Below are 14,811 nucleotides of genomic sequence, written 5' to 3'. Positions count from 1 at the left end.
GGCGCGGCATGGCCGCTGGCCGCGATCGCGGCGGGAGACGACAATGGCGGCATGGAAATCGTTCTGAACGGCGAGCCGCGTGCGCTCGCCACCCCGCTGACCGTGCTGGAACTGCTGCAGGCCGAGGGCCTGGGCGAACGCCGGGTCGCGGTCGAGATCAACGGCGAGATCGTGCCGCGCAGCCGGCATGGCGAGCACAGGCTCGGCGAAGGCGACCGGATCGAGATCGTGCACGCCCTGGGCGGTGGCTGACACCGCAACGGCTCAGGTGACGCGCGGTAGACACCGGCGGTAAGGAAGCCCGGCCATCCCGGACGGAGGGAGTCGTCCGGGATCCGTGGCTTTGCGGCCCCGGCTCGCACCGGGTGTGCCATTGGCGTACCGCACGGTGTAAACCGCGCGTAGCAAGAGAGTCGTGCCGGGGGAACGCAGGGGAACGTTCCGGGTCCGGGCTGTAACGCTTCCTGCCGATTCATCCCAACGCAGGCGCACGCCCGGGGCGGCCATGTCCGCGCGCCCGGGCGATGGACGGTTATTTCCAGCGGCCCGCGATCGACGCAGCGGGGCCCACGACGCCGCTGCTAAAATCCGCGGATGACGCTCCCCGCACTCTTCATGCCGCCCGCAGACCCGTTGGTCATCGCCGGCAAGGCCTATTCGTCCCGTCTGCTCACCGGCACCGGCAAGTTCAAGGATCTCGACGAAACCCGCCGCGCCACCGATGCCGCCGGCGCGCAGATCGTCACCGTGGCGATCCGCCGCAGCAACATCGGCCAGAACCCGGGCGAACCCAACCTGCTCGACGTGCTGCCGCCGCAGCAATACACGATCCTACCCAACACCGCCGGCTGCTACACCGCCGACGATGCGGTGCGTACCTGCCGGCTCGCCCGCGAACTGCTCGACGGCCACAACCTGGTCAAGCTCGAGGTACTCGGCGACCAGAAGACCCTCTACCCCGACGTGGTGCAGACGCTGGCCGCGGCGGAAATCCTGGTGAAGGACGGCTTCGACGTGATGGTCTACACCAGCGACGATCCGATCCTGTGCAAGCGCCTGGAGGAGATCGGCTGCGTCGCGGTGATGCCGCTGGCTGCGCCGATCGGTTCCGGCCTGGGCGTGCAGAACCGCTACAACCTGATCGAGATCATCGAGAACGCGAAGGTGCCGATCATCGTCGATGCCGGCGTCGGCACCGCCTCGGATGCCGCGATCGCGATGGAACTGGGGTGCGACGGCGTGCTGATGAACACCGCCATCGCCGGCGCGAAGGATCCGGTGCTGATGGCGCATGCGATGAAGCTGGCCGTGGAAGCCGGCCGCGCCGCGTTCAAGGCCGGACGGATTCCGCGCAAGCGTTACGCCAGCGCCTCGTCGCCGGTGGATGGGCTGATCGCCTGATGGCCGATCAGGAGCAAAAGAAGACCCCGCCCAAGCCCTTCACCGTCGAAGAAGGCGTTCGCAAGGTCCGCAGCTTCGTGTTGCGCCAGGGCCGGTTCACGCCGGCGCAGCAGCGCGCGTTCGACGAACTGTGGCCGCGCTTCGGCCTCGACTACGCCGGGCAAGCGCGCGACTTCGACGCCGCGTTCGGCCGCAGCGCGAAGCGCGTGGTCGAGATCGGCTTCGGCAATGGCGAGGCGCTGCGCTTCGCCGCCCAGCAGGACCCGTCGCGCAACTACATAGGCATCGAGGTGCACGCCCCCGGCGTCGGCCGCCTGCTCAACGCGCTGGCGCAGGACGGCAGCGACCACGTGCGCCTGTACCACCACGACGCGGTGGAAGTGCTGAGCAACGAGATCGCCGACGGCTCGCTGGACGAGGTCCGCATCTACTTCCCCGACCCCTGGCACAAGAAGCGCCACAACAAGCGCCGCCTCGTGCAACCGGAGTTCGCGCGCCTGATCGTGGCCAAGCTCGCCCATGGCGGTCGCTTGCACCTCGCCACCGATTGGCACGACTATGCCGAGCAGATGTGGGATGTGCTCGATGCAACACCGGGCATCGTCAATCGCGCCGGGGAGCGCGGGACGGTGCCGCGCCCGGAATGGCGCCCGCAAACGCATTTCGAGACCCGCGGCCAGAAGCTCGGCCATGGCGTCTGGGATCTTCTCTACGACAAGAACTGATGATGCGCTGACCGCCCGGCATGGACACCGCCCTCCCGCTCACCACCGACATGAAGCTCGTCCTCGGGCTGGTGGGCTTCACGATGGTGATGTTCCTGTTCGAGCGCATCCGCGCCGACGTCGTCGCGCTGGTCGTGCTGGTGCTGCTGGGCCTGTCGGGGCTGGTCGAACCGGAGCTGCTGTTCAACGGCTTCTCCGGTAACGCCGTCATCAGCATCATCGCGACGATGATCCTCGGCGCCGGGCTCGACCGCACCGGCGCGCTCAACCGCCTCGCCGGCTGGCTGCTGCGACGCTCGAACGGCATCGAGCAGCGCCTGCTGCTGTTCACCACCGCGATCGCGGGCCTGAATTCGTCCTTCATGCAGAACCCGTCGGTGATGGCGCTGTACATGCCCGTCGCCTCGCGCCTGTCCTCGCGCACGGGCCTGTCGCTGCCGCGCCTGCTGCTGCCGATCGCGGCCGCGATCGTGATGGGCGGCGCGCTGACCATGGTCGGCAACTCGCCGCTGATGCTGCTCAACGACCTGCTGGTCGCGGCCAACGCCAACCTGCCCTCGGGCGCGGCGACGATCGAACCACTGAAGATGTTCGCGCCGCTGCCGATCGGCCTGGCGCTGCTCGCCACCTCGCTCGGCTACTTCCACTGGTTCGGCGACAAGCGCCTGCGCGGCAAGGAAGACACCGGCGGCGGCGCAACGCCCGCCCGCACGCAGAGCTACTTCGCCAAGACCTATGGCATCGAAGGCGAGGTCTACGAACTCACGGTGGGCGCCGACAGCCCGCTGGTGGGCATGTCGGTCGGGGAAGCCGAAGCCCTGCGCGGCGCACCGCTGTTGCTCGCGCTCAAGACCGGCGACGAATCGCGGCTGGCGCCGCCTGCCGAAGCGCGCATCTGGGTGGGCAGCGTGCTCGGTGCCATGGGCGACAGGCAGGCGGTCGCCGATTTCGCCCAGAACAACTTCCTGCGCCTGAGTTCGCGCCTGCGCAACTTCGCCGACCTGTTCAACCCCAGTCGCGCCGGCATCTCCGAGGCGGTCATCCCGCCCACCTCGCGCTTCCTGGGCATGAAGGCCGGCGACCTGGGCCTGCGCAAGAACCTCGGACTGAGCCTGCTGGCGGTCAACCGCGACAAGCAGGTGCTGCGCGAGGACCTGCGCAGCGTGAGCCTGCGCAGCGGCGACATGCTGGTGCTGCACAGCATCTGGACCGACCTGGCCGAAGCCGCGCAGAGCAAGGACCTCGTCGTCGTCACCGATTACCCGAAGGGCGAGCAGCGGCCGCACAAGCTGAAGATCGCGCTCGCCATCTTCGCGGTGTCGATGCTGCTGGCGTTGTCCTCGCGCTTGCCGGTGTCGATCGCGCTGATGACCGGCGTGGCCGGCATGCTGATCGCCGGCGTGCTGCACATCGACGAGGCCTATTCCGCGATCAACTGGCGCACCGTGTTCCTGATGGCGTGCCTGATCCCGCTCGGCTGGGCGATGGATTCCAGCGGCGCGGCGGCGTGGGTGGCCGGGCATTCACTGGAACAGCTGCCGCGCGGCACGCCGGTGTGGGTGCTGGAGCTGCTGGTGGGCATCCTGACCACCGCGTTCTCGCTGGTGATCAGCCATGTCGGCGCCACCATCGTGATGGTGCCGCTGGCGATCAACCTCGCGCTCGCCGCGGAAGGCAATCCGACCGCGTTCGCGCTGATCGTCGCGCTGTCGGCGTCCAACAACTTCATGACCGCGTCGAACCCGGTGGTCTCGATGATCGTCGGCCCGGCCGGCTACACCGGCAAGGAAATGTGGCGCATCGGCGGACCGCTGTCGCTGGTCTACATCGCGGTGAGCGTGGCGATGGTGCAGCTGGTCATCCGCTGAAGCGCGCCGCGCGTCCGCGCGCGCTTACGCCAGCCACACCTTGCCGTCGCGCACTTCGACGACCACCGCACGCAGGGCTTCGCCGCGGCACGGCCCGGCCACGCATTCGCCGTGCGCGAGCTCGAAGCTGGCGCCGTGCGCCGCGCACACCAGCAGGCCATCCTTGCTCTTCAGGAATTGTCCCGGCGCCCAGTCGAGCCGGCGCCCGGCGTGCGGGCAGATGTTCATCCACGCGCGCACGGCATCGCCCTGCCGGTACAGGATCAGCGATTCGGCATCGCCATCGACGACCGCCTCGGATTCGGCAAAACCGCCGTCGACGATGGCGTCGAAGGCGACCAGGGCGGTGCGCGCAGAGGGCTGGTTTGTGTCCACGGTCTCAATGTTTAACGCAGTTCTCACACTCTGTCCGGGGCGGCCGTCGATACTGCGGCCCCGGTCCCGTGACCGGATTGTGTCACCACAGGGGTCAGTCCACGCATGTTTGCCCACGCCTTCCGCTTCGACCAGTTCAATGCGCGCATGCGCACCGCGTTCTCGGCACCGCGCAAGCCGCGCCATCGCGTGCTGCGCGTGGTCCTCGGCCTGGTCGGGCTGGCGCTGCTGGCGGTGCTGGTGATGTTCGGCGTGTTCGTCGGTGCCGCGATGATCGGCGCCGGCCTGCTGTTCAAGCTGTGGAAGCAGCGCGGCAAGCCGGCTCTCAACGAGCGCGGCGCGCGTGACGCGCGCGTGCTCGACGGCGAATTCCGCGTGGTCGATCCCGTCTCGCTGCCGCGCTGACGCATGCCCGACGTCGTCGTCGCCGCGCCGCAACCGCGCGTGCCGGTGCAGGGCACCGGCCTCCCGCCCGACAGCCAGTTTCCCGTCCATCGCATCTACTGCGTCGGTCGCAACTTCGCCGAGCACGCGCGTGAGATGGGTGCAGCCGCCCCCGCTTCCGCGGCCGAACGCGGCAATCCCACCTTCTTCCTCAAGCCCGCCGACGCCATCGTCACCGACGGCGCGGTGGTCTATCCGCCCGGCACGCGCGAGCTGCACCACGAAGTCGAACTCGTGGTCGCGCTCGGCCGCGGTGCGCCGGCCGGCGGCATCGCGACCGCCGACGCCATGTCGCTCGTGTACGGCTACGCGGTCGGGCTCGACCTCACCCGCCGCGACCTGCAGGCCGCGGCGAAGGCGAAGAGCCTGCCGTGGGATACCGGCAAGTCGTTCGAGCACGCCGCGCCGATCGGCGCGATCGTGCCCGCGGCGGAACTCGGCGCGCTCGACGCGCATGCGCTCACGCTGCGCGTCAACGGCGAGGTGCGCCAGCACGGCGCGCTGTCCGACCTGATCTGGAACGTCGCCGACATCATCCACGCGCTGTCGAAGCTGTACGCGCTGCGCGCCGGCGACCTGATCTTCATGGGCACGCCTGCGGGCGTGGGTCCGCTGCTGCCAGGCGACAGCGTCGAGGCACGACTGGATGCGGGCGACGGGCGCATGGCGCTGGTGCTGCACGGCCGCATCCTGCCTGCCATCGCTTCGGTATAGTCGGCCACGCCACCCACCGTCCAACCGGGAGAACACAGATGGGCATGATTGCGGAGTTCAAGGAATTCGTCTCGCGCGGCAACGTACTCGACCTCGCCGTCGGCGTGGTCATCGGCGCGGCGTTCGGCAAGATCGTCACCGCGTTCGTCGACAAGATCATCATGCCGCCCATCGGCCTGCTGATCGGTGGCGTCGACTTCTCCAAGTGGGCGGTCACGCTGAAGGAAGCCACCGTGGACGCGGCCGGCAAGGAAATCCCGGCGGTCGCGCTCGGTCTGGGCGAATTCGTGAATGCCATCGTCCAGTTCGTGATCATCGCGTTCGCCATCTTCATCGTGGTCAAGGCCGTCAACCGCATGCGCAAGCCGGCCGAGGCCGCGCCGGCGGCGCCGGCCGAGGAAGTGCTGCTGCTGCGCGAGATCCGCGATTCGCTCAAGCGCTGACGGCGGCACGGCGGCGGCCACGAGCGACATTCGCGGCTGCCGCCAAAAACTTTCACGCCTGCCATGGCGTGGCGCACAACGGAACAGGGCCGCGGGCGGTTAAGCTCGCGGCCTTCGCGTTTTTTCTTGCCAACAAAGTTCGCCAAAGGAGCCGTGATGCGCGTTGTGCCGTGGGTTCTTGCCACTTCCCTGGTTCTAGCTTTACCCCTGCATGCTCTCGCCGCGCCGCTACAGGCCGTGCAACGCCCCACCACCATTCCGGACGCGGCGATGACCCGGGCCTCGCAGCTGCGCGAACAGGCGCTGGCCAGCAACCTCGGCTACGAGATCACCGAATCGCTGACCACCGAGGTAGGCGCGCGCCTCGCCGGCAGCGAAGCCGATGCGCGCGCGGTGCAGTGGGCGCAGGCCAAGTTCAAGGAACTGGGTTACGACAAGGTGTGGCTGGAAGAGGTGCGCTTCCCGAAGTGGGAACGCCGCAGCGAGCACGCCGCCGTGCTCGGCGCGCACGCGCAGCGGCTGTCGATCCTCGCCCTGGGCGGCAGCCCGGGTGGCACGGTCGAGGCCGAAGTCGTGCGTTTCGCCGACCTCGCATCGCTGGAAGCGGCGCCGGCCGGCTCGCTGGCCGGCAAGATCGCCTTCGTCGACCACACCATGGCGCGCGCCCGCGACGGTGCGGGATACGGCATGGGCAGCCGCGTGCGCAGCCGCGGACCGTCCGCGGCGATCCGCGCCGGCGCGGCGGCGTTCCTGATGCGTTCGGCCGGCACCGATTCGCACCGCAACCCGCACACCGGCATCACCCGCTTCGACGAAGGCCTGACCCCGGTGCCGTCGGCCGCGCTGTCGCTGCCCGATGCCGACCAGCTCGCGCGGCTGGTGGCACGCGGCCCCGTGCGCGTGCGCGTGGAGCTCGACTGCGGCTGGAACGGCGAGGCGCTCTCGCACAACGTCGTCGGCGAAATCACCGGCGCACGCAAGGGCGGCAAGGCCGACGAGGTCGTGCTGATCGGCGGCCACCTGGATTCGTGGGATCCGGGCACCGGCGCCATCGACGACGGCGCGGGCGTGGGCCTGACGATGGCTGCCGGCGCGCTGATCGGCCAGATGAAGCAGCGCCCGGCGCGCACCATCCGCGTGGTCGCCTTCGCCAACGAGGAACAGGGCCTCTACGGCGGCAAGGCATACGCGGCGAAGCACCTCGGCGCCATCCGCAAGCACCAGCTCGCCGCGGAAAGCGACTTCGGCGCCGGCCGCATCTACGCCTTCCGCAGCGGCGCGCCGGACTACGCGCAGGGCGCGGTGACGCAGATCGCCGAAGCACTCGCCCCGCTGGGCATCGCGCACACGCCGACCGAAGGCGGCCCCGGTCCGGACATCAGCCCGTTCGCCGCGCAGGGCATGGCCTGGGCGACGCTGCGCCAGGACGGCAGCGACTACTTCGACTACCACCACACGCCGGACGACACCCTCGACAAGATCGAGCCCAAGGCGCTGGCGCAGAACGTCGCCGCATACGCGGTGTTCGCCTACCTCGCGGCGAGCGCGGACGGCGACTTCGGCAGCGAAGCGAAGCCGGTTTCGCCGCCGTCGGAATAGGAATGCACGTGCAGCGACGCGAAAAAGCCCGGGAATCCCGGGCTTTTTCGTAGGCTGGGTCGGATCGTCGGGTTGCGCGTTACAACCGCGCGCGCCAGGCCGCCAGCAACACCGCCGTGGCCGCGGCCACGTTGAGGCTTTCCACCGCGCCGCTGCCCGGGATCGACACCCGCGTGTCGCAGGCGGCCGCCAGTTCGCGGTCCATGCCCTCGCCTTCGCTGCCCATCACGAACACCAGCCGCTGCGGCAACGTCGCCTCGAACACGTCACTGCCGCCCTTGACCACGGTCGCCGCCAGCGCGAAACCGGCGCTGCGCAACTGCGCCAGCGAATTGTCCTGGCGGCCCAGGCGCACCATCGGTACCGCTTCGGCGCCGCCTTCGGCCACGCGCGCGGCGGCGCCGGAGAGCGCGAGCGGCGAATGCTTGGGCAGCAGGATCGCGCTGACGCCGAAGTGCGCCGCCGAGCGCAGGATCGCGCCGAAATTGTGCGGGTTGCCGACGCCGTCGAGCCACAGCGCGCATTGCGGGCCGGCGCCGAGGTCGCGCAGCCAGGTCGACAACGATTGCGGCTCTTCGCGCAGCACGTCGGCGACCACGCCTTCGTGGTGCGTGCTGGCGGCGAGGCGATCGAGGTCGCCCTCTTCCACCACGCGGTAACCCACGCGGTGGGCGACGCACCACTTCAGCAGCGGCTGCAGCGCGGGAATGCGCGACTCGATCAGGTACAGCTTGCGGATCGCCTGCGGCCGGCGCGCGAACACGGCGTGGATGGCATTGAGGCCATACAGGCGCAGCTCGAGATCGCGGCGCGCGCGCGAGGGGTGCATCGCGTGCTCGCCAGCGTCGTCCTGCCACGGATCGTCGTGATCGTGCGCAGGCGCGCGTGGCGCGTGGTGATGGGCAGCGCGCGGCGCGTCGTGCGGACGCGGCGTGCGCTCGCGCGGCGGGGAGGACGGCGACGACGGCGCGGATTTCCAGGGGCCGGCGCCAGGCGGGCGACGCGGCGGGCGGGGGCGTTGATCGGACATGCGTGCAGCTTACCGCTTCGACGCGGAGGGGCGGCGCCATGGCTGCGCCGCGCCGCTCCAACCACGGCTTACGAGTGTCCGACGACCGGCGGCGTGCTCGCTTCCAGCTTCTCCAGCTCGTGCGCGACCGCATCCGGCGACTTCGTGTACGGCGCGAGCAGGGCGTAGAACGCCGGCACCACGAACAGCGACAGCAGCGTCGAGAACGCCACGCCGAACACGATCACCACGCCGATGCTGGCGCGGCTGGCGGCGCCGGCACCGGTGGACAGCATCAGCGGCACCGCGCCGCAGATCATCGCCACCGAGGTCATCAGGATCGGGCGCAGGCGCACCGTCGCCGCTTCGATGATCGCTTCGAGCACCGAGCGGCCTTCGTCGCGCAGCTGGTTGGCGAACTCGACGATCAGGATGCCGTTCTTCGCCGCCAGGCCGACCAGCATGACGATGCCGATCTGGCTGTAGAGGTTGAGGCTGACGCCCCAGATGGTCAGCCCGAGCAGCGCGCCGAGCATCGCCAGCGGCACCGTCAGCATGATCACCAGCGGGTGCAGGAAGCTCTCGAACTGCGCCGCCAGCACCAGGAACACCACCAGCAGCGCCATGCCGAAGGTGAAGAAGATCGCGCCGCTCGACTTCATGAACTCACGCGACTCGCCACGGTAGTCGACCTGCGCTTCCGGCGGCAGTTCCTCGGCGGCGATGCCGCGCAGGTATTCCAGCGCCTCGCCGACGGTGTAGCCGGGCGCAAGGCCCGCACTCAACGTGATCGCACGCATGCGATTGAAGCGGCTGAGCGTGCCGGCTTCGGCGTTCTCGGTCAGCTTCACCAGATTCGACAGCGGCACCAGCTTGCCGGTGGTGGTCGAACGCACGTACAGGCCGGTGATGTCGGTCAGGCTGCGGCGGTTCTCCAGCGGCGCCTGCATGATGACGTAGTACTCCTCGCCATCCTTCTCGTAGGTGCCGGCGCGCAGCGAGCCGAGCATGGTCTGCAGCGCGTTGCCGATCGCCTGCACCGGCACGCCGAGGTCGGCCGCGCGCGCCTTGTCGATCTCGACGCGGATCTGCGGCAGCGTTTCCTTGTAGTCGGAATCGACGTTGAGCAGGCGCGGGTTCTCTTCCATCCGCAGCAGCATGCGGTTGCGCCACTGCGCGATCGTCTCGTAGGTCGGTCCGCGCAGCACGAACTGCACCGGCCGGCCGAAGCCGCGCACCAGGCCCTGGCGGACTTCCGCGGTGATGCGCACGCCCGGCAGGTCGGACAGCGACTTGCGCACGTCGTCCATCACCTCCTGCGTGGTGACCTCGCGCTCGTCCCACGGCTTCAGGAACACCGTGGCGCGGGCGCTGTTGAACGCGCTGTTCTGGCCGCCGAAGCCGCCCGGCACGCGGGTGATCACGCGCGCCAGCGGCTTGTCGTCGCCGGTGTAGGTGAGCAGGCGTTTCTCGATCTCGGCCATCTGCCCGACCATGTAGTCGTAGCCCGCGCCTTCCGGGCCGGTGATCGAAACGTTGAAGTCGCCGCGGTCCTCGGCCGGCGCCAGTTCCGACGGCACCAGCTTGAACAGCACGCCGCTGAGCACGAACGTGGCGACCATCGCCGCGGCCAGCAGCCAGCCGCGCCCGACCACCTTCTGCACCAGGCCGCGGTACCAGCGCGTCAGCGTGTCGAGGCGCTCGTTCACCCAGTTGTTGAATCCACCCTTGTGCGTATGCGGCCGCAGCAGCAGCGAACACATCATCGGCGTCAGCGTCAGCGCGACGAAGCCGGAAATCGCCACCGCGCCGGCCACCGCCACCGCCAGTTCGCGGAACAGGCGGCCGGTGTTGCCTTCCATGAACGCGATCGGCAGGAACACCGCGATCAGCACGATGGTGGTGGCGATCACCGCGAACGCCACCTGGCGCGTGCCGCGCATCGCCGCCAGCAGCGGCGGCTCGCCCAGGTCGGTGCGGCGCTGGCAGTTCTCGAGCACGACGATCGCGTCGTCGACCACCAGGCCGATCGACAGCACCAGCGACAGCAGGGTGAGCTGGTTGATCGAGAAGCCGCAGGCGTACAGCGCCATGAACGCGGCGGTGATGCACACCGGCACCGTCACCGCGGGGATGAGCGCGGCGCGCACGCTGCCCAGGAACACGAACACCACCAGCAGCACCAGCGCGATTGCCTCGGCCAGCGTGGTGTAGACCTCGTCGACCGCGGCCTCGGTGAACACCGTGGAATCGAAGGCCACGGTCATCTCCATGCCCTTGGGCAGGCTCTTCGACACCTGCGCCACCAGCGCGCGGGTCTTCTGCGCCACTTCCAGCGAGTTGGCGGTGGACGTCGCGACGATGCCCAGGCCGATCTGCGGCACGCCATTGCCGTGGTAGTAGGCGCGGCGTTCTTCGGTGGCCAGTTCGACCTTCGCCACCTCGCCCAGGGTGATGACGTGGCCGTCGCTGCCCTTGCCCACCACCAGGCCGGCGAAACTCTCGGCGGTCTGGTAGCCGCGCATCACGCGCAGGGCGAATTCGCGGGTCTGCGATTCGATGCTGCCGCCGGGCAGTTCGATGTTCTCGCGACGCAGCGCGGTACCGATGTCGTCGGGGGTGAGGCCGCGCGCGCTCAGCGCCTTCGCGTCCAGCCACACGCGCATCGCGTAGCGCTGGCCGCCGCCGATGAACACCGAGGACACGCCGTCGATCGACGAGAACTGGTCGGCGAGGTTGCGGTCGGCATAATCGGTGAGCTGCTGCGCGGTCAGCGTGGGATCGCTGAGGTTAAGGAACATGATCGGCGAGGAGTCGCTGTCCTGCTTGGCGACCTGCGGCGGGTCGACGTCCTCGGGCAGGCGGTTGCTGACGCGGCTGATCGCATCGCGCACGTCGTTGGCGGCGCCTTCGATGTCGCGGGTCAGGGTGAACTCGATGTTGATGTCGGAGCGACCGTTGCGGCTGGTCGCGGTGATCAGGTCGACGCCTTCGATGCCGCTGATCGCGTCTTCCAGCACCTGGGTGATGCGGTTTTCCACCACCGCCGCCGACGCACCGGTGTAGCTGGTGTTGACCGACACCACCGGCGGATCGACGTCGGGCAGCTCGCGCAGCGGCAGGCGGGTGAAGGACACCACGCCGAGCACGATCAGGATCAGCGACATCACCGTCGCGAAGACGGGGCGCTTGATGGAGATGTCGGACAGCAGCATGGCTCAGCCCCCCTTGGCGGGCCGCGTGCCTTCCGCGCCTGCACCCTGCGGTGCCGCATCCGGGGCCTCGCCCGTAGCGGCGTTCGCGCCGACGTCCTTGATCTTCGCGCCATCGCGCAGCTTGACCGTGCCCTCGACGACGATGCGGTCGCCGGCCTTCAGCCCGGACACGATCTCGACCTCGCCGAAGCGGCGCGAACCGATCTTCACCGGCACTTCCTTGACCTGGTCGCCCGCTTCCACGCGGTACACGCTGGACACCGTGCCGTTCTGCTGCAACGCGAGTTCGGGGATCGCGAGGGTGTTGCGCGCGGCGCGCTCGACGCCGACGTCGAGCAGCATGCCCGGGCGTAGGCGGCCGTCGGCGTTGGGAATTTCCGCGCGAACAGTGACGGCGCGCGAAACCGGATCCACGCGCGAATCGATCGAAGCCACGGTGCCGACGAAAGTTTCGCCCGGCCAGGCCTCACTGCGCGCGTTGACGCGCTGGCCGAGCGCCAGCTGCGACAACGCCGCTTCCGGGAAGGTGAAGTCGAGCTTGATCGTCGAGACGTCGTCGAGCGTGGTGATCGGCGTGCCGGGCGTGACCAGCGAACCGGCGCTGACCAGGCGCAGGCCGAGCACCCCCGCGAACGGCGCGCGGATCACGCGATCGGCCACGGTGGCGCGCTGCGTCGCCACCTGCGCACGCGCGGCTTCGAGCGCAGAGCGCTGCGTGTCGAGGTCGGCGCGCGCGATCAGCTGCTGGTCGGCGAGCTTGCGGCTGCGTTCGTACAGTTGCTCGGCGTTGCGCAGCTGCGCCTGCGCCTGGGCGACATTGGCGGTCTGCTGGCCCTGCACCAGCGTGACCAGCGGCTGGCCCTGCTTCACGTAGTCGCCGCTGTCGAATTCGACGCTGGCGATGGTCTGGCTCACGCTGGCGGTGATGGTCACCGATTCGCGCGCGTTGGCGGTGCCCAGCGCCTTCAGTTCGTCGCTCCAGCGCACCGGCTGCACCTGCAGGGTGCTGACCGTCGCCGGCGGCTGACCGCCCTTGCCGCCCTTCCCACCCTCGGCGTCACCCTTGCCGCAAGCGGCGAGCAGGCTCGCGAGGCCGAGCGCGAGCAGGACGCGATGCGGGCGTGAAGGCAGGGAAACAGGCATGGGGACTCGGGGAACACAAAGAAGGGCCCGATTCTACGGGCGGGGGGCGACCCCACGTATGGGCCAATGGTTGCGCCCCGATGCGGCAAAATCGGCAACATCGTCCCGGAGCCCGCCGCTGCCATGCCGGTTGAAGTCATCCAGGGCGACATTACCCGTCTGGCCGTGGACGCCATCGTCAACGCCGCCAACGAGGCCCTGGCCGGCGGCGGCGGCGTCGACGGCGCCATTCATCGCGCCGCCGGGCCCGGCCTGGACGCGGACTGCCGGCGCATTCCCTTCGTGCGCCCCCACGTGCGCTGCCCAACCGGCGAGGCGCGCATCACCGGCGGGCACGCGCTGCCGGCGCGGCACGTGATCCACACCGTCGGGCCGGTCTGGCACGGCGGCAACGCCGGCGAGGCGGCGCTGCTGGCCAGCTGCTATCGCGCCTGCCTGCAGCTCGCGGCGGCGCACGGCCTCGACTCCATCGCCTTCCCGGCGATCAGCTGCGGGGTGTTCGGCTATCCGCTGGAACAGGCGGCGCGGGTCGCCGTCGCTGCGGCCAGCGACTGGCTGCGGCAACAACCCCGGCCCGCACGCGTGCTGCTGTGCGGCTTCGATGCACGGATGCAGGCGCTCTACCGCGACGCCCTGGCGCGGCAACCGTGAATGCCGCTTCAAGCTGTCGCGGACAACCCGTCGCGAACCAACGTCGCGGACAAACAAAAACGCCGGCACGAGGCCGGCGTTTTCGCGCGATGAAGCAGGACGCCTACGCGGCCTTCTGCCACTGGCCCAGCGCGGCCAGGCCGTTGTCCTTGGCGCGGGCATACACGGTCTTCTGCGCGGCGGCGAAGTTGCCGACCAGGTCCTGCGACCACAGCTTCAGCGCGGCGGCCTGCATGGCGCGGCCGTAGGAGAACGACAGCGGCCACGGGTTCGGGCCCATGCGGTTCATCGCGTCGAGGTGCGCGGTGGCGGCCTCGTCGCTCTGGCCGCCCGACAGGAACACGATGCCCGGCAGGATCGCCGGCACGGTCGACTTCAGGCACTGCAGGGTGGCGGCGGCGACTTCCTCGACCGAAACCTGCTCGCCGCTGGTGGTGCCCGGCACGACCATCGAGGCCTTGAGGATGCAGCCTTCCAGCACGACGTTGTGCTCGACCAGCGAAGCGAACAGCGAACGCAGCATCACTTCGGTGACCTGGAAGCATTCGTCGATGTCGTGCGAGCCGTCCATGATGATTTCCGGCTCGACCATCGGCACCAGGCCCTGCTCCTGGCACAGCGCGGCGTAGCGCGCCAGCGCGTGGGCGTTGGCTTCGATGCAGGTGCCCGACGGGATGTCGTCGCCGATGTTGATGACCGCGCGCCACTTGGCGAAGCGGGCGCCGAGCTTGTAGTACTCGGCCAAGCGATCGCGCAGGCCGTCGAGGCCTTCGGTCACCACTTCACCGGGGCAGCCGGCGAGGTTGTGGGTGCCCTTGTCGACCTTGATGCCCGGGATCATGCCGTTGTCCATCATGTACTTGGCGAACGGCACGCCGTCGCTGGTGGACTGACGGATGGTTTCGTCGAACAGGATCGCGCCGGAGATGTAGTCGCTCAGGTTCGGCGTGGTGAGCAGCAGCTCGCGGTAGCGACGACGGTTCTCTTCGGTGTTCTCGATGCCCACGCCGGCGAAGCGCTTGGCGCAGGTAGCGGTGGATTCGTCGATCGCGATGATGCCCTTGCCCGGGGCGACCATGGCCTGGGCGATTTCGGCGAGCTGTTCGATGCTCATGGGAGTCCTGCGGTGCGGGTGGGAAGCCGCGCATTATAGCGGCTGGAGATTGCCGCGGCGCCGGGGTCCCGGCGCAAAATCAAGGACTTGCGGGCCCCTGGCCGCGATCC

The 14,811-nt window shown here is 69.4% G+C and carries 14 protein-coding genes and 1 riboswitch; of the genes, 9 read left to right on the top strand and 5 right to left on the bottom strand.

Going from position 1 to position 14,811, the window contains the following annotated elements:
• Window positions 1-51 precede the first annotated feature (51 nt).
• The 4 genes from thiS (at window position 52) to H8B22_RS09810 (ending at window position 3,994) form a co-directional block, all read left to right on the top strand.
• A complete protein-coding gene (thiS, locus tag H8B22_RS09825; protein WP_187711253.1) occupies window positions 52-252 on the top strand; it encodes a sulfur carrier protein ThiS in 201 nt (66 codons plus the stop codon).
• Between the two features lie 40 nt (window positions 253-292).
• A riboswitch (cyclic di-GMP riboswitch) is annotated at window positions 293-382 on the bottom strand.
• Between the two features lie 233 nt (window positions 383-615).
• Window positions 616-1,401 carry a thiazole synthase gene (locus H8B22_RS09820; RefSeq protein WP_407060847.1) on the top strand — a complete coding sequence of 262 codons (786 nt, stop codon included), beginning with the start codon at window positions 616-618 and terminating at the stop codon, window positions 1,399-1,401.
• Window positions 1,401-2,126 carry a tRNA (guanosine(46)-N7)-methyltransferase TrmB gene (trmB, locus tag H8B22_RS09815; RefSeq protein WP_187711251.1) on the top strand — a complete coding sequence of 242 codons (726 nt, stop codon included), beginning with the start codon at window positions 1,401-1,403 and terminating at the stop codon, window positions 2,124-2,126. The genes H8B22_RS09820 and trmB overlap by 1 nt, the downstream gene beginning before the upstream one ends.
• Before the next feature lie 20 nt (window positions 2,127-2,146).
• Window positions 2,147-3,994: an SLC13 family permease gene (locus H8B22_RS09810; protein ID WP_187711250.1), complete on the top strand. Its 1,848-nt coding sequence runs from the start codon at window positions 2,147-2,149 to the stop codon at window positions 3,992-3,994.
• Window positions 3,995-4,018: 24 nt separating this feature from the next.
• Here H8B22_RS09810 and H8B22_RS14865 read toward each other — a convergent pair whose 3' ends face one another.
• Window positions 4,019-4,369, bottom strand: coding sequence for a Rieske (2Fe-2S) protein (locus H8B22_RS14865; RefSeq protein ID WP_407060807.1), 351 nt, complete (start codon window positions 4,367-4,369; stop codon window positions 4,019-4,021).
• 105 nt (window positions 4,370-4,474) lie between these two features.
• Here H8B22_RS14865 and H8B22_RS09800 point away from each other — a divergent pair, with 105 nt between their 5' ends.
• The 4 genes from H8B22_RS09800 to H8B22_RS09785 all read left to right on the top strand — a co-directional run bounded on the left by H8B22_RS09800 (window position 4,475) and on the right by H8B22_RS09785 (window position 7,569).
• Window positions 4,475-4,774, top strand: a complete 300-nt coding sequence (locus H8B22_RS09800) for a hypothetical protein (RefSeq protein WP_187711248.1) — start codon at window positions 4,475-4,477, stop codon at window positions 4,772-4,774.
• Window positions 4,775-4,777: 3 nt separating this feature from the next.
• Window positions 4,778-5,527, top strand: coding sequence for a fumarylacetoacetate hydrolase family protein (locus H8B22_RS09795; RefSeq protein ID WP_187711247.1), 750 nt, complete (start codon window positions 4,778-4,780; stop codon window positions 5,525-5,527).
• A 38-nt stretch (window positions 5,528-5,565) separates the two neighbouring features.
• Window positions 5,566-5,970, top strand: coding sequence for a large-conductance mechanosensitive channel protein MscL (gene mscL / locus H8B22_RS09790; RefSeq protein WP_187711246.1), 405 nt, complete (start codon window positions 5,566-5,568; stop codon window positions 5,968-5,970).
• Window positions 5,971-6,126: 156 nt separating this feature from the next.
• On the top strand, window positions 6,127-7,569 hold the full coding sequence (locus tag H8B22_RS09785; protein ID WP_187711245.1) for a M28 family peptidase: 1,443 nt from the start codon (window positions 6,127-6,129) through the stop codon (window positions 7,567-7,569).
• A gap of 79 nt (window positions 7,570-7,648) precedes the next feature.
• Here H8B22_RS09785 and H8B22_RS09780 read toward each other — a convergent pair whose 3' ends face one another.
• From H8B22_RS09780 to H8B22_RS09770, 3 genes are all read right to left on the bottom strand, one after another.
• The gene (locus H8B22_RS09780) at window positions 7,649-8,599 is read right to left on the bottom strand and encodes a TrmH family RNA methyltransferase (RefSeq protein WP_187711244.1); all 951 of its coding nucleotides are present in this window, start codon (window positions 8,597-8,599) and stop codon (window positions 7,649-7,651) included.
• 68 nt (window positions 8,600-8,667) lie between these two features.
• Entirely contained in the window at window positions 8,668-11,793 is a 3,126-nt protein-coding gene (locus tag H8B22_RS09775) for an efflux RND transporter permease subunit (RefSeq protein WP_187711243.1), read from the bottom strand.
• A 3-nt stretch (window positions 11,794-11,796) separates the two neighbouring features.
• Window positions 11,797-12,936 carry an efflux RND transporter periplasmic adaptor subunit gene (locus tag H8B22_RS09770; RefSeq protein WP_187711242.1) on the bottom strand — a complete coding sequence of 380 codons (1,140 nt, stop codon included), beginning with the start codon at window positions 12,934-12,936 and terminating at the stop codon, window positions 11,797-11,799.
• A gap of 123 nt (window positions 12,937-13,059) precedes the next feature.
• Between H8B22_RS09770 and H8B22_RS09765 the strand changes: the two genes are divergently transcribed.
• Complete coding sequence (locus tag H8B22_RS09765) at window positions 13,060-13,587, top strand: O-acetyl-ADP-ribose deacetylase (protein ID WP_187711241.1); 528 nt, start codon at window positions 13,060-13,062, stop codon at window positions 13,585-13,587.
• A 103-nt stretch (window positions 13,588-13,690) separates the two neighbouring features.
• On the opposite strand, the gene H8B22_RS09760 is transcribed toward H8B22_RS09765, so the two are convergent.
• Complete coding sequence (locus H8B22_RS09760) at window positions 13,691-14,701, bottom strand: class I fructose-bisphosphate aldolase (RefSeq protein WP_187711240.1); 1,011 nt, start codon at window positions 14,699-14,701, stop codon at window positions 13,691-13,693.
• Window positions 14,702-14,811: the final 110 nt, after the last annotated feature.

Source organism: Lysobacter terrestris, from assembly GCF_014489475.1.
GTDB classification, from domain to species: domain Bacteria; phylum Pseudomonadota; class Gammaproteobacteria; order Xanthomonadales; family Xanthomonadaceae; genus Agrilutibacter; species Agrilutibacter terrestris.
This window is presented reverse-complemented; position numbering and strand designations above follow the sequence as displayed.

Excerpts from the sequence above, each read along its gene's own strand:
- thiS (WP_187711253.1), top strand. The coding sequence starts at position 52 with ATGGAAATCGTTCTGAACGGCGAGCCGCGTGCGCTCGCCACCCCGCTG.
- H8B22_RS09820 (WP_407060847.1), top strand. The coding sequence starts at position 616 with ATGCCGCCCGCAGACCCGTTGGTCATCGCCGGCAAGGCCTATTCGTCC.
- trmB (WP_187711251.1), top strand. The coding sequence starts at position 1,401 with ATGGCCGATCAGGAGCAAAAGAAGACCCCGCCCAAGCCCTTCACCGTC.
- H8B22_RS09810 (WP_187711250.1), top strand. The coding sequence starts at position 2,147 with ATGGACACCGCCCTCCCGCTCACCACCGACATGAAGCTCGTCCTCGGG.
- H8B22_RS09800 (WP_187711248.1), top strand. The coding sequence starts at position 4,475 with ATGTTTGCCCACGCCTTCCGCTTCGACCAGTTCAATGCGCGCATGCGC.
- H8B22_RS09795 (WP_187711247.1), top strand. The coding sequence starts at position 4,778 with ATGCCCGACGTCGTCGTCGCCGCGCCGCAACCGCGCGTGCCGGTGCAG.
- mscL (WP_187711246.1), top strand. The coding sequence starts at position 5,566 with ATGGGCATGATTGCGGAGTTCAAGGAATTCGTCTCGCGCGGCAACGTA.
- H8B22_RS09785 (WP_187711245.1), top strand. The coding sequence starts at position 6,127 with ATGCGCGTTGTGCCGTGGGTTCTTGCCACTTCCCTGGTTCTAGCTTTA.
- H8B22_RS09780 (WP_187711244.1), bottom strand. The coding sequence starts at position 8,599 with ATGTCCGATCAACGCCCCCGCCCGCCGCGTCGCCCGCCTGGCGCCGGC.
- H8B22_RS09775 (WP_187711243.1), bottom strand. The coding sequence starts at position 11,793 with ATGCTGCTGTCCGACATCTCCATCAAGCGCCCCGTCTTCGCGACGGTG.
- H8B22_RS09770 (WP_187711242.1), bottom strand. The coding sequence starts at position 12,936 with ATGCCTGTTTCCCTGCCTTCACGCCCGCATCGCGTCCTGCTCGCGCTC.
- H8B22_RS09765 (WP_187711241.1), top strand. The coding sequence starts at position 13,060 with ATGCCGGTTGAAGTCATCCAGGGCGACATTACCCGTCTGGCCGTGGAC.
- H8B22_RS09760 (WP_187711240.1), bottom strand. The coding sequence starts at position 14,701 with ATGAGCATCGAACAGCTCGCCGAAATCGCCCAGGCCATGGTCGCCCCG.